Annotated in this window: 11 protein-coding genes; 6 read left to right on the top strand and 5 right to left on the bottom strand. The window is 75.2% G+C overall.

Annotation, left to right across the window (positions count from 1 at the left end):
• Positions 1–46: 46 nt before the first annotated feature.
• From panC to AB0K51_RS07005, 4 genes are all read right to left on the bottom strand, one after another.
• Positions 47–952 carry a pantoate--beta-alanine ligase gene (gene panC, locus AB0K51_RS07020; RefSeq protein WP_363451366.1) on the bottom strand — a complete coding sequence of 302 codons (906 nt, stop codon included), beginning with the start codon at positions 950–952 and terminating at the stop codon, positions 47–49.
• Positions 952–1,866 carry a DUF2520 domain-containing protein gene (locus AB0K51_RS07015; protein ID WP_363451364.1) on the bottom strand — a complete coding sequence of 305 codons (915 nt, stop codon included), beginning with the start codon at positions 1,864–1,866 and terminating at the stop codon, positions 952–954. The genes panC and AB0K51_RS07015 overlap by 1 nt, the downstream gene beginning before the upstream one ends.
• Positions 1,867–1,941: 75 nt before the next feature.
• On the bottom strand, positions 1,942–2,631 hold the full coding sequence (locus AB0K51_RS07010; protein ID WP_363451362.1) for a response regulator transcription factor: 690 nt from the start codon (positions 2,629–2,631) through the stop codon (positions 1,942–1,944).
• Positions 2,632–2,643: 12 nt separating this feature from the next.
• Complete coding sequence (locus tag AB0K51_RS07005) at positions 2,644–3,864, bottom strand: sensor histidine kinase (protein ID WP_363451360.1); 1,221 nt, start codon at positions 3,862–3,864, stop codon at positions 2,644–2,646.
• Between the two features lie 105 nt (positions 3,865–3,969).
• Between AB0K51_RS07005 and AB0K51_RS07000 the strand changes: the two genes are divergently transcribed.
• Positions 3,970–4,995 (top strand): SAM-dependent methyltransferase, encoded by a 1,026-nt coding sequence (locus tag AB0K51_RS07000; protein ID WP_363451358.1) that lies wholly within the window; start codon positions 3,970–3,972, stop codon positions 4,993–4,995.
• 14 nt (positions 4,996–5,009) lie between these two features.
• Positions 5,010–6,173 (top strand): NADH-quinone oxidoreductase subunit D, encoded by a 1,164-nt coding sequence (locus tag AB0K51_RS06995; RefSeq protein ID WP_363451436.1) that lies wholly within the window; start codon positions 5,010–5,012, stop codon positions 6,171–6,173.
• Between the two features lie 143 nt (positions 6,174–6,316).
• On the opposite strand, the gene AB0K51_RS06990 is transcribed toward AB0K51_RS06995, so the two are convergent.
• Complete coding sequence (locus AB0K51_RS06990; protein ID WP_363451434.1) at positions 6,317–7,084, bottom strand: hypothetical protein; 768 nt, start codon at positions 7,082–7,084, stop codon at positions 6,317–6,319.
• A gap of 299 nt (positions 7,085–7,383) precedes the next feature.
• Here AB0K51_RS06990 and AB0K51_RS06985 point away from each other — a divergent pair, with 299 nt between their 5' ends.
• From AB0K51_RS06985 to AB0K51_RS06970, 4 genes are all read left to right on the top strand, one after another.
• A complete protein-coding gene (locus AB0K51_RS06985; RefSeq protein ID WP_363451356.1) occupies positions 7,384–7,740 on the top strand; it encodes a hypothetical protein in 357 nt (118 codons plus the stop codon).
• A gap of 67 nt (positions 7,741–7,807) precedes the next feature.
• A complete protein-coding gene (locus AB0K51_RS06980; RefSeq protein ID WP_363451353.1) occupies positions 7,808–10,972 on the top strand; it encodes a toxin glutamine deamidase domain-containing protein in 3,165 nt (1,054 codons plus the stop codon).
• Positions 10,972–12,249 carry an SUKH-4 family immunity protein gene (locus tag AB0K51_RS06975; RefSeq protein ID WP_363451350.1) on the top strand — a complete coding sequence of 426 codons (1,278 nt, stop codon included), beginning with the start codon at positions 10,972–10,974 and terminating at the stop codon, positions 12,247–12,249. Before AB0K51_RS06980 ends, AB0K51_RS06975 begins: the two co-directional genes overlap by 1 nt.
• A gap of 37 nt (positions 12,250–12,286) precedes the next feature.
• Positions 12,287–13,240 (top strand): Ppx/GppA phosphatase family protein, encoded by a 954-nt coding sequence (locus AB0K51_RS06970; RefSeq protein WP_363451348.1) that lies wholly within the window; start codon positions 12,287–12,289, stop codon positions 13,238–13,240.
• Positions 13,241–13,355: the final 115 nt, after the last annotated feature.

The following is a 13,355-nucleotide window of genomic DNA, read 5'->3' as shown; positions in this document are numbered from 1 at the left end:
GGTCACGCCTCTCTGAGTGCATGCCTGGGGCTACTGCGGGCTGTGCTTACCGGACGATGATGCCGACGTTGTCGATCAGCCGGGTCGAACCGACCCTGGCCGCGACCGCGAGCACCGCCTCGCCCTGGAAGTCGTCCGGCGCCTCCGTGAAGGAGAGCGGGTCGATCAGGGCGAGGTAGTCGAGGGAGATGCCGTCCGCGTCGTCCAGCACGGCGGCGGCCGCCTCGCGGACGGCCTGCGGGCCCTTCGCGCCGGCGTCGCGGCCGGCGAACAGGGCGCGGGAGAGGGCGAGCGCCCGGGAGCGCTCCTCCTCGGAGAGGAAGCGGTTGCGGGAGGACAGCGCCAGGCCGTCCTCCTCGCGGACGGTCGGGACGCCGACGACCTCCACGTCGAAGTCCAGGTCGGCGACCATCCGGCGGATGATCGCCAACTGCTGGGCGTCCTTCTCGCCGAAGACCGCGAAGTCCGGGTCGGTGATGTGCAGCAGCTTGGCGACGACGGTCAGCATGCCGTCGAAGTGGCCCGGGCGGGCCGCGCCCTCGAAGCCCTCGCCCATCGGGCCCGCGGACAGCCGCACCAGCGGCTCGCCGTTCGGGTACATCTCGTCCACCGAGGGGGCGAACACCACGTCCGCGCCCATCTCCTCGGCCAGCGCCAGGTCCGCCTCCAGGGTGCGCGGGTAGCGGTCCAGGTCCTCGCCCGCGCCGAACTGCAGCGGGTTGACGAAGACCGTCACCGCGACCCGGCCGTCCTTGCCGACCTGGCGGCGGGCCGCCTGGACCAGCGCCGCGTGCCCGGCGTGCAGCGCGCCCATGGTCATCACCACGGCGTTGTCCACCGGCTGCTCGTCCGGCCAGAACGCCGCCTCGAACTCGTCCACGGTGCGGGTCAGCACCGCCGTGCGGACCTTGGCGGCCTTCGGGGCCTTCGCCGGGCGCCTGTCGCGTGCCATCAGTGGTTCTCCTCGTTCAGTACGTCCAGCAGCGCCGCCGCCGGTTCGGGCTTGAGCGTGCCGCTCGCCACCGCCCGCTGCGCGGTGGCCTTCGCCATCGCCCGGTAGGCCTGGCCGATGTCCGGGGTCACGGTAGCGAGTTGGGCCAGGTGCTTGCGCACGGTCCCCACGTCGCCGCGGGCCACCGGGCCGGTCAGCGCCAGGTCGCCGGAGCGCAGCGCGTTGTCCAGCGCCGCGCCGAGCAGCGGGCCGAGCATCTGCCCCGGCTCGCCGACGCCCGCGGTGCGCAGCAGCTCCATCGCCTGCGCGACCAGCGTGACCAGGTGGTTCGCGCCGTGCGCCAGGGCCGTGTGGTAGAGCGCCCGGACCTCCTCGGGCACCCAGGCCGGCTCGCCGCCCATCTCCACCACCAGCGCCTCGGCGACCGGGCGCAGTTCCTCGGGCGCCGTCACCCCGAACGGGCAGCCGGCCAGCCGGGCCACGTCCACCGAGGTGCCGGTGAAGGTCATCGCCGGGTGCAGCGCCAGCGGCAGCGCGCCCTTGCGGGTCGCGGGCTCCAGCACGGCCACGCCGTGCGCGCCCGAGGTGTGCACCAGGAGCTGGCCCGGGCGCACCGCGTCGGTGGCGGCCAGGCCGGCCACCAGATCCGGCAGCGCGTCGTCCGGGACGGTCAGCAGCACCAGGTCGGACGCCGCCATCACCTGAGGCGGCGTCACCAGCCGCACGCCGGGCAGCAGCGCCTCGGCCCGCCGCCGGGAGGCGGCGGACACGCCGGAGGCGGCGACCACCCGGTGCCCGGCCAACTGCAGGGCCGCGCCCAGCGCGGGTCCGACCCTTCCGGTACCGACCACCCCGACGGCCAGCCGGGCAGGGCGGTTACCGGGGTCGGAGGGGTCTCCGAAGTCGTGCAGCACAGTTCGCGTTCCAGTCCTCGGCGGGTACCAGACGTACCGGTCCATGGTACGGGGACGGGAAAGGCGGGTGGGACCTCAGAGCACCTCGCCCGCGCGGACCAGGCCGTTCTCGTAGGCCAGCACGACCGCCTGGACCCGGTCGCGGAGGCCGAGCTTGGCCAGGATCCGGCCGACGTGGGTCTTCACGGTGGCCTCGGAGAGGGTGAGCCGGGCGGCGATCTCGCTGTTCGACAGGCCCTGGGCGACCAGCAGGAAGACCTCGCGCTCGCGCTCGGTGAGCGGGCCCAGGACGGGCGAGCCGGGGGTGCTGGACGGGGTCGGGAGCACCTCGGCGAAGCGGTCGATCATCCGGCGGGTGGTGGTCGGGGCGACCACCGCGTCGCCGTTGTGGACGGCGCGGATCGCGGCGACCAGCTCGGTCGGCGGGACGTCCTTGAGCAGGAACCCGGAGGCGCCCGCCTTGAGCGCGGCGAAGGCGTACTCGTCCAGGTCGAAGGTGGTGAGGATGAGCACGTGCGGGGCGCCCACGACCGGGGTGCCGTGCTCGTCCAGGCAGATCCGGCGGGTCGCCTGGACGCCGTCCAGCCGGGGCATCCGGACGTCCATCAGGATCACGTCGACCTCGGCGGTGCGCAGCACGTCGAGGGCCTGCTGGCCGTCGCCGGCCTCGGCGGCGATCTCGATGTCGCCCTGCGACTGCAGGACCATCCGGAAGCCGGTGCGCAGCAGTTCCTGGTCGTCCACCAGCATCACGCGGATGGGCATCGGTGGGGCTCCTTACTTGGACACTTTGAGGGGGAGGACGGCCCTGATCCGGAAGCCGCCGCCGGGGCGGGGCCCGACGTCCAGGCTGCCACTGACCATGCCGACCCGTTCGCGCATGCCGATCAGGCCGTGGCCGAGGCCGTCGGTGCCGCCGCCGACCAGCTGCTCGGAGGTGCTGCCGCGGCCGTCGTCCTCGACCAGCACCTCCAGGTCGCGCTCGCGGAAGTCCACGGCCACCTTGGCCCGGGCCGCCGGGCCGCCGTGCTTGCGGACGTTGGTGAGCGCCTCCTGGACGATCCGGTACACCGTCAGCTCCAGGCCGCGGGGCAGCTCGCGGACCTCGCCGGTGGCGGCGAACTCCACCGGCAGCCCGGCCGTGCGGACCTGCTCCAGCAGGTCGGGCAGCTCCTCGACGCCCGGCTGCGGCACGTACTCCTCGCCGACGGTGTCCGCCGTGCGCAGCACGCCCAGCAGCCGGCGCATCTCCACCAGCGCCTGCCGGCCGGTGGAGGCGATGGTGCCCAGCGCCTCCTTCGCCTGCTGCGGGGAGGAGTCCAGCACGTACGCGGCGCCGTCCGCCTGGACGATCATCACCGAGACGTTGTGCGCCACCACGTCGTGCAGCTCGCGGGCGATCCGGGCCCGCTCGGCGGCGACCGCGACCTTCGCCCGGGCGTCGCGTTCGCGCTCCAGCCGGGCGGCCCGGTCCTCCAGCTCGACCAGGTACGCGCGGCGCACCCGGGTCAGCCGGCCCCAGGCCCAGCACAGCACGAACGGCGTGGTCATCAGCCCGGCCAGGAACAGCTGCCGGCCGAAGTCGCCGCGCTCCGGGGCGTTCATCAGCCGCCACACCGTCAGCGGACCGGCCGCCAGCGACGCGGCCAGCGCCAGCCGGGAGGTCCAGGGCCGGCCGAACGCGGCGCCGGTGTACGCGAAGACCAGGTAGGCGATGCTCGACCCGTTCGGCGCGATCGCCGCCGCGACCTGGCCGAGGCCGACCGCGGTGGCCACCACGGTCATGACGTCCGGCCAGCGGCGGCGGACCACCATCATCGCGGGCAGCACCACCGCCAGCACGATCTCGACCGTGTGCTTGGTCGGGTCCAGCGGCGGACCGTCCGCCGGCGCGGTCTGCTCGACCGCCGACAGCAAGCTGAGGCCCATCAGCAACAGCGCCCAGGCGGAGTCGACCACCATGGGATGTCGGCGGAGCCAGGCGTTGAGTCGATGCACGCCTCCAGCCTAGGGAACCGCAGACCCCGATCAGGTCCGCCGGGAGAGCGATCCGCTGCTACTCCCCAGGGTGGAGACCCGACCGCCGGGGTAACGTCGTCCGCCATGACCTGGATGCGGTGGCGCCCCGCGATCGAGCACGCCCTCTACCGGCCCGACGGCGGCTTCTACCGCCGGCCGGAGGGCCCCGCCGGGCACTTCCGCACCTCCGTGCACGCCTCCCCGCTGTTCGCCGCCGCCGTCGCCCGGCTGCTGGCGGGGGTCGACGCCGCCCTCGGCTCGCCGGCCGAGCTCGCCTTCGTCGACGTCGGCGCCGGCCGCGGCGAACTCACCCTCGCCGTCCGGGCCGCCCTGCCCGCGCACCTGCGCGACCGGGTCCGCCTCACCGCCGTCGAGCTGGCCGACCGGCCCGCCGCCCTGCCCGCCGACATCGCCTGGCAGCCCGAGCCGCCGGCCGGCGTCACCGGGCTGCTGTTCGCCAACGAGTGGCTGGACAACGTGCCGCTGGACGTCGCCGAACCCGGCCCGGACGGTCGGCTGCGGTACGTCGAGGTCGCCGCGGACGGCGCCGAGCGCGCGGGGGAGCCGCTGGCGGCGCCCGACGAGGCGTGGGCCCGGCGCTGGTGGCCGGACGGCACGGGCGTACCTCGGGGCTGGGGGAGGGTCGAACTCGGCGGTCCCCGGGACGCAGCCTGGGCGCGGGCCGTCGGGTCGCTGGAGCGCGGTCTCGCGGTCGCCGTCGACTACGCGCACACGCGCGACGCCCGGCCCCCGTTCGGCACCCTGACCGGGTTCCGGGACGGCCGCGAGGTGGCGCCCGTCCCCGACGGCAGCTGCGACCTCACCGCGCACGTCGCCCTCGACGCCGCCGCCGTCCCCGGCCATCCCACCCTGCTCACCACGCAGCGGGCCGCCCTGCACGCCCTCGGCGTCAGCGGCGGCCGCCCCCCGCTCGCCCTGGCGAGCACCGACCCGGCCGGCTACCTGCGGGCGCTGAGCGGGGCCGGCGAGGCCGCGGAGCTGACCGATCCCGCCGGACTCGGCGCCTTCGGCTGGCTCGCCCAGACCGTCCGCATGCCGGTACCGGACGACCTCGCCGGCCTCCCGGGATGGCAGACTCTCCCCTCATGAAGGACGCGACGGGCATGCGGGAGACCACGGTCGGCATCGGCGCGGGCGCGCAGACGCTCCCGGGCGGGCCGGACAGCACCGACATGGTGCTCAACATCGGTCCCCAGCACCCGTCCACGCACGGCGTGCTGCGCCTCAAGCTGGTCCTCGACGGCGAACGCATCAGCGCCGCCGAACCGGTCATCGGCTACATGCACCGCGGCGCCGAGAAGCTCTTCGAGGCCCGCGACTACCGGCAGATCATCATGCTGGCCAACCGGCACGACTGGCTCTCCGCCTTCGCCAACGAACTGGGCGTGGTGCTCGCCGTCGAGCGGATGCTCGGCATGGAGGTCCCCGAGCGGGCGGTCTGGCTGCGCACCCTGCTCGCCGAGCTCAACCGGGTGCTCAACCACCTGATGTTCCTCGGCTCGTACCCCCTGGAGCTGGGCGGGATCACCCCGATCTTCCACTCCTTCAACGGCCGCGAGGAACTCCAGCACGTCCTGGAGGAGGCCTCCGGCGGCCGCATGCACTACATGTTCAACCGGGTCGGCGGCCTCAAGGAGGACCTCCCCGCGGGCTGGCTGGGCCGGGTGCGCCGCGCCGTCGGCGTGGTCCGCTCGCAGCTGCCGGTCTTCGAGGACCTGGTGCTCGGCAACGAGATCTTCCGCGGCCGGACGGCCGGCGTCGGCGTGCTCTCCCGCGAGCAGGTCCACGCTTACGGTGTAAGTGGGCCGATCGCGCGCGGCAGCGGCGTCGACTTCGACCTGCGTCGGGACGAGCCCTACCTCGCGTACGGCGAACTGCAGGACGTGTTGAAGGTGGCGGTCCGTCAGGACGGCGACTGCCTGGCCCGGTTCGAGTGCCTGCTGGAACAGACCGGCAACGCGCTGGCGCTGGCCGACGCGTGCCTCGACCGGCTGGCGGAGCTCCCCGCCGGCCCGATCAACCTGCGCCTGCCCAAGGTCCTGAAGGCCCCCGAGGGCGAGACCTACGCCTGGACCGAGAACCCGCTCGGCCTGAACGGGTACTACCTGGTGTCGCGCGGCGAGAAGACGCCGTGGCGGCTCAAGCTGCGCTCCGCGTCCTTCAACAACATCCAGGCCCTGACCGAACTCCTGCCGGGCACGCTGGTGGCGGACATGGTGGCGATCCTGGGGTCGATGTTCTTCGTGGTCGGGGACATCGACAAGTAGGGCAACAACAGGGGCTCGGGGAACCGCGAGGCGAGTGGCTCGCGGTCTCAGTCCGGCTGTGGGTCTTGGAGACCTCTATGCGCCGAGACCTTGCAGCGCCCCGGCACCCTTGGCGCCACGCACTCCCGCCGTTCCCCGGGCCCCTAGATGTCCGCTGGGTGTGGGGCGAGGCGGGGGTCGTGGGTCTTGCAGAGTCGGGTGAGGAGCTCGTAGGCCTCGGGGCCCATGAGTTCGGTGAGTTCGGCGCGGTAGGAGACGTAGACCGGGTCGGGGGCGGTGTGGGCTTCGGGGGAGCCGGTGCACCACCAGTGGAGGTCGTGGCCGCCGGGGCCCCAGCCGCGGCGGTCGTACTCGCCGATGGAGACCTGGAGGTAGCGGGTGTCGTCGGGGCGGTCGATCCAGTCGTAGGTGCGGCGGATCGGGAGCTGCCAGCAGACGTCGGGCTTGGTCTCGAGGGGTTCGAGGCCCTCGCGCAGGGCGAGGATGTGCAGGGAGCAGCCGGCGCCGCCGGGGAAGCCGGGGCTGTTGAGGAAGAGGCAGGCGCCGTTGACGCGGCGGGTCTGGCGGTCGCCGTCCTCGTCGAGCATGGTGATGCCGCCGTCGCGGCGGATCCGGCCCTTGGCGTCGGTGCCCTCGGCGTGGTGTTCCCAGATGTCGGGGGTGAGCCGGGCGGCGTGCTCGGTGACGCGCTGCTCGTCGTCCTCGTCGGAGTAGTGGGCGCCGAGGGTGCAGCAGCCGTCGGAGGCGCCGCGGCCGGGCTGGATGCCGTGGCAGCCCTTGCCGAAGATGCAGCCCCAGCGGGAGGTGAGCCAGGTGAGGTCGCACCGGAACACCTGGTCGTCGTCGGCGGGGTCGGTGAACTCGATCCAGGCGCGCGGGAAGTCCAGGGCGACCTCGCGCACGGTGGGCATCGCCAGGTCGACGGTGCCGGCCTTGGCGGTCTTGGCGGACTTCTTGCTCTTCTTGCTCTTCGCGGTCTCTGCTGGTGCCACCCGGCAAGGGTATGGCCTGAGCGGGGTCGAACGGCGTGCGGCGGTGTGCCTTTTGTGCGGGTTTCGGGGTGTTGGTCGGGGATCTGGCGGTCGGTGAAGGTGAAACGGCTGTGAAAAGGACCGGCGGTCTGGGGGCGGGCGGGTCGGGCGGCCCTAGGATGACCCAGCCGGGGGAAGGATGGACGCATCGGGCGTCCGGGCACGGGGGAGTGCGCACCATGGGCGACAAGTTCGTCATCCGGTCGTGGGAAGTCCACGGCGAGGGACGGGAGTTCGAGGCCATCTCGACTGAGTTCGCGGGCGCCGCGAAGCAGTTGGAGAGCGGCCTCGCGGGGCTGGGCAGCCCGTGGGGGCAGGACGCCCCGGGGCAGCCGTTCGGCTCCGCGTACGGCGAGGCCAGGGAGGGTGTGCTGGCCGGGCTGCAGGGGCTGGCGGAGCGGCTGGGCCGGATCGGCCAGGGCCTGCACACCATGGCGGACAATGCCGAGCGCACCGAGTCCGACATCAGCGCCGACTTCAACGCGCCCTCGCTGAACCACCCGGGCGCAACCGGCCACGGCCGCAACGGAGTCTGAGCACACGACCGCCGGGTCCGCCCGCGCCGCACCGACCGCCGAACCGCACCATCCGAAGGGGGAGCACGTGTCCAGGAAGCTGCCGGAGGAACTGGCCCCCGCGCTGGCCCGGACCGGCCACGCGTGGCCGCAGGCCGACGAGGACGGGCTGCGCCAGGCAGCCGGCCTGTGGCGGGAGTTCGGGACCGAGGCGGACCGGCTGGTGCGCCGCGGCGGGGACTCCGCGCAGCGGGTGGCCGGGGAGAACTCGGGCGCCGCGGTGGAGGCGTTCGCCGAGCACTGGCGGCAGTTCAGCGGCGGCGGGCGGGGGCAGTTGGACGACGCCTCGGCGGCGGCCGGGCTGCTGGCCGGGGCGCTGGACAAGGCGGCCGGGGCGGTGGACCACGGCAAGGCCGAGATCATCGCGGTGCTGACCGAGCTGACCGAGAAGATCAAGGCCGCCGACGCGGCGGAGGCCACGGCCAAGGCGCAGATCAAGGAGGCCGGGCAGCAGGCCACCTCGGGCATCGGCGGACTGATCAGCGGAGCGGTCGGGGCGACCGTGGGCGCGGTCAAGGAGGTGGTCGCCGAGGTCGAGGAGGCGGCCGCCGTGGAGAGCGCCAAGCTGAAGATCGGTCAGCTGCTGGAGCAGCTGGGCCGCGACATGGCACAGGCGGTGAAGGCGGTCGCGTCCGATCCGGCCGTCACCGCGCTGGAGCGGATCGCGGCCGCCGACGGCCGCGGGCTGCACGGCGAGCGCCGGGAGGCCAGCGTGGCGGGCCGGGCCGGGCAGATCACCGGGGTACTGGCCAGGTCCGGGGTGTCCCGCTCGGTGGAGGTCGCCGGGGTGGAGAGCGTGCGCCCCGAGCTGAAGGCGGACGGCACCGTCCGCACCGACCACCACGGAAACCCGGTGCTGGTCGGCACCGACGGCCTGGAGATCAAGGGCGTCAAGGGTCTGACGATCACTCAGGGGGCCGACGGCCAGCAGACGGTGGTCGGCGCCGACGGCAGCCCGGTCACCGGCATCGCGCTCGGCACCGACGGCAAGCCGCTGCTCACCTCCGAGGGCAAGCCGCTGCTGGTGGGCCTGGGCGGCGCGCTGCTCGGCACCGGCGTGGTGATGGCGCTCGGCGCCGACGGCCACCCCAAGCTCGGCTCGGACGGCCACCCGGTGCTGCTCGGCGCCGACGGCAGCCAGGTGTCGGGCCTGGTCACCGACCCGAAGGGCCACCTGCTGTCGGGCGGCGACGGCCACGCCGTCACCGTGAACGCGGCCGGCCAGGCGCTCACCCCGGACGGCCGGACCGTGGTGTTCGGCGCGGACGGCAGCCCGATCGCGCTCTCCGGCACCGCCAACGGCATGCCGGTCCCCGGCCTGGACGGCGCCGGCCCCAGCCCGGACGGCACCCAGCCCGGTCTCCACGACCCGCACGGCAAGCAGGACATCCACGGCGGCAAGCACGACCCGCTGGGCGATCTGCTCCCCGGTGGGAAGCCCGACAACGGGAAGCCCGTGCTCGGCAACGCGGCGGAGACCCTCACCAACACCACCAGCCAGCTGCTCAACCCGGACCCCGGTCAGCAGCAGTCCGCACCCGCCGGGTCCGGTGGCCGCGGCCACTGGGACCAGAGTGACCACCGCGGCGCGGGCAACGGCAACAACTCCCCCGTCTCGTACGGCGGTTCGGGCGGCGGCTCGTACGGCGGCCCGTCCGGCGGCGGCTCCGGTCCGTCCGGCGGTTCGTCGGGCCCGGACTACGACCTGCCGATTCCGCCGCGGATCCCCGGTTCGCTCCAGGTCGACGGGGTGCACGCGCCGCCCGCGCCGAGCGCCCCGCCGGTCTTCGACAACGGCGACGTCTGGGGCGGTGGCGGCGGCGGGAGCCACCGCGGCGCGGACCCGGTGTCGGGTGGCTTCGGCGGCTCGGCCGGCTCGTCCGGTGGCGGTTCGTTCCAGCTCGGCCCGGTGGGCAGCGGTCCGGCCGGTCCGGTGGGCGGCGTGCTGCCCGGGGCCGGTGCGGGCCTGCCGATGGGCGGCGGTCCGGTCGGCGGCGGCCCGGTGGCGGGTGCGCCGGTCGCCGGTGCGGCGGGCGGTGGCGCGGCCGGACCGGTCGGCGCTCCCGGCGCTGCGGCCGGTGCCCCCGGGGCGGGCGCGGGTGCGCCCGGTGCGGCGGGCGGCGGTGCGGCCGGTCCGGTCGGTGTGCCGGCGGCGGGGGCGGGAGCCGGTGCGCACGGTCAGGGCGGTGGCAGTGCCGCCGCGGTGATCGGCGTCGGCCAGCAGCCGGTGGGCGGACGGCCGGTGGGCGGCGTCGTGCCGCCCGCGGGCGGCGGCGGGATCGGCCAGCAGGCCCCCGGCGGCCCGGTCCGCTACGACCCGCTGGTGGACGGGCGCCGCCGCGACCTGCTCGACGACTCCGGGCTCCCCGTGCACCCCGGCCAGACCGCCGCGGCCTGGCTGGTGATCGCCGGCCGCGCCCCCGGCCAGGCGCCGCTGCCGGCCGCCCCGGTCCGCGAGCGGACCCTCGCCGACGGCCGCCCGTACGGGCTGCCCGGCGGGCTCGGCCCGGTCGACCCCGCGCACCAGGCCGAGGTGGTGCGCCGCACCCCGGTGCCCGCACCGGACCCGATGGTCGGCGAGTGGATCGAGGTGCTCAACGGCGGCGGCCCCGCCGAGAGCGGACGGTCCAACAACTGCGTGGACGTGGCGCTGTCCGCCGTCGACACCCTCGGCGGCACCCCGACCTGCGCCGCCCCCCGGCTGCCCGACGGCCCGGCGGGCGAGCGCGGCGGCCGGGACCGCGCCGAACGCGAGCTCGGCACCCGCTTCCTCGACCTCGGCGACGGGTCGGACGCGCACGCCAAGCTCGGCCAGGCCCTGCTGGCGCACGGCACCGGCACCCGCGCCGTGCTGCTCACCGTCGACGGGTTCGGCCGCTCGCACACCTGGAACGCCGTCAACCGCGAGGGCGTGCTCAGCTACCTCGACCACCAGACCGGCTACGCCGCGCCCACCCCGCTCTACCCGGCCGACCACGGCCTGTGGGCGATCGCGGTGGACGCCGCCGACCGGCCGATCGACCTGACGCTGCCGCTGCCCGCCACCGTCGCCGTGCCCGCGCAGGCGGCCGAGGCCGTGCCGGCGGCGCCCGAGCCGGTCGGGGTGGCCGCTGCGCCCGCCGGCCCCACGACCGAAGCCGCACCGCCGCGTTCCCGGCTCACCGTCCACCGCACCGCCGGGAGCACCCGCTGATGATCACCCGAGAGCAGGCCCTCGCCACCGCCCACCGCTGGGTCAACGGCGATCTCCCGCAGGAGAGTTCACGGCCTGTCAGGTGCCACGAGTTCGACCTCGGCTGGGTGCTCTGGCCGGAGCCCGCGCCGGTGCTCACCGACCCGCTCACCGGGGTGCGGCGCGCCCCGGAGGAGATCGGCACGGCCTGCGCCGTGGTCGACCGGCACAGCGGTGAGCTCACCGTCTACCCGTCCGTCCCGGTGCCCGAGGTGGAGCGGCTGTACCGGGACCGGCTCGGCGCCGGCAGCCACCGGCCCGGGCAGCCCCCGGTCACCGGCCCCGGCACCCGGGCCACCGTCGGCTACCGCGACAAGCAGGGCGAGCCGCAGAGCCTCACCGTCCGCTCCGCACACGGCCGCCCGCACCCCGCGCTGCGCGCCTGGCAGCAGCTGCGCGGGCAGGGCGTCACCGCCGAGGACGTCCTCGCGGTGCGCACCGACCTGCGGCTGTCGATGCTGCCCGGCGGCTACTGGGCGTACGCACTGGAATCCCAACTGCCAGGCGTCCGCGTGGAGTTCGAGCAGCCGTACGGGCCGCGCCACGACCACCGGGCGGCCGCCGTCCGGGCCCTGGCGGCCCGGGCCGGCACCCCGTACAACCGGGTGCCGCTGCCGCGCGACGTGCCGCCCGCGCAGCCGGAGACCGAGGACGGCCTGGCCAAGCGGCTGGCCGCGCAGTTCGGCGAGGACGGCGTACGGCGCTTCGAGCAGGCCGCCACGCTCGCCGCCGACCTGCCCGAGCCGGTGGCCCGCCCGCTGCAGCACACCGGGCTGCCGCGGGCCGTCGCCGGGTTCTTCGCCCTGCACCACCCCACCGCGGACGGCATCGCCGAGCAGGCCGCGCCGGTCCTGCCCGACCTCGCCGAGCACCTCGCCGCGCTCGGCCGCGGCCGGCGGGCCACCGCCGCCGCCCGCGCCGGACTGCTCGGCCAGCGGGTGCTCGGCAGCGACGGCTGGGCGCTGCTCACCGTCGACGCCGCCCAGGGCCGGATCCGCGCCGTCGACCCGGACACCTGCGAGGCCCGGTACTGCAACGCCGACCTCACGTCCTTCGTCCGCAGCCTGGCACTGCTCGCCGACCGCCACCCCCGGCTGCGCGACCTCACCCCCGAGCAGGCCGGACCGGCCGTCGCCGAGTTCCAGCACGCCCTCGCCGCCCTCGACCGGACCGCGCTGCGCGACCCCGAGAACTGGTGGGCCGTGATCGTCGAACAGCTCTGGGACGGCCTCCTGTGACCCACCCGGTCACCGGCTTGGACTAGGTTGGACGGTTATGCGACTCGGTGTGCTCGACGTAGGTTCCAACACCGTCCACTTCCTCGTGGTGGACGCCCACCCCGGTGCTGCCCCGCTGCCCGCGTACTCGCACAAGGCCGAGCTGCGCCTCGCCGAACTGCTCGACGAGCACGGTGCGATCAGCGAGACCGGCATCGAGCGGCTGATCTCCATGGTCGCCTCCTCGCTGCGCGTCGCCGAGGACAAGGGCGTCGTCGACCTGCTGCCGTTCGCCACCTCCGCGGTCCGCGAGGCCGCCAACGGCGAGGAGGTGCTGCGCCGGGTCGAGCAGGAGACCGGCATCGCGCTGACCGTGCTCTCCGGCCAGGACGAGGCCAAGCTGACCTTCCTCGCCGTCCGCCGCTGGTTCGGCTGGTCCTCCGGCCGGCTGCTCGACCTCGACATCGGCGGCGGCTCGCTGGAGATCGCCTGCGGCATCGACGAGCAGCCCGACGTCGCCACCTCCCTCCCGCTCGGCGCCGGCCGGCTGACCGCCCGGCTGCCCGGCGACGTCGCCGACCCCGGCGACATCCGCGAGCTGCGCCGGCACATCCGCGCCGAGATCGCGGGCGTGGTCGGCGACATCACCCGCCTCGGCCCGCCCGACCACGCCGTCGCCACCTCCAAGACCTTCAAGCAGCTCGCCCGGATGACCGGCGCCGCCCCCGAGGGCGCGGGCTCGCGCGTCCCGCGCAAGCTCACCCGCGCCGGCCTGTCCGCCTGGCTGCCGCGCCTCGCCGCGATGACCCCCGCCGAACGCGCCCAGATCCCCGGCGTCTCCCTCGGCCGCGCCCGCCAACTGCTGGCCGGCGCCCTGGTCGCCGACGCCGCCATGGACCTGTTCGGCCTGGAGGAGCTCGACATCTGCCCCTGGGCCCTGCGCGAGGGCATCATCCTGCGCCGACTCGACACCATGGACGGCAACGAGCACCGGATCGCCATCGAGGCGTAGCCCCGAGGTTCCTGATGGGTAATCCGGTGGCGGTGGTCCGTATGCGCCCCGCTAGACTCCGGCTGCCCTGGACCCGGTGACGGATGCCGGCGTCGGGCATTCCCACAGGGGGGGA

Origin of the sequence: Kitasatospora sp. NPDC049285 (assembly GCF_040678815.1) — a bacterium.
Classification (GTDB): domain Bacteria; phylum Actinomycetota; class Actinomycetes; order Streptomycetales; family Streptomycetaceae; genus Kitasatospora.
Note: the sequence above shows the minus strand (reverse complement) of the source record. Positions and strands in the feature narration are given on the sequence as shown.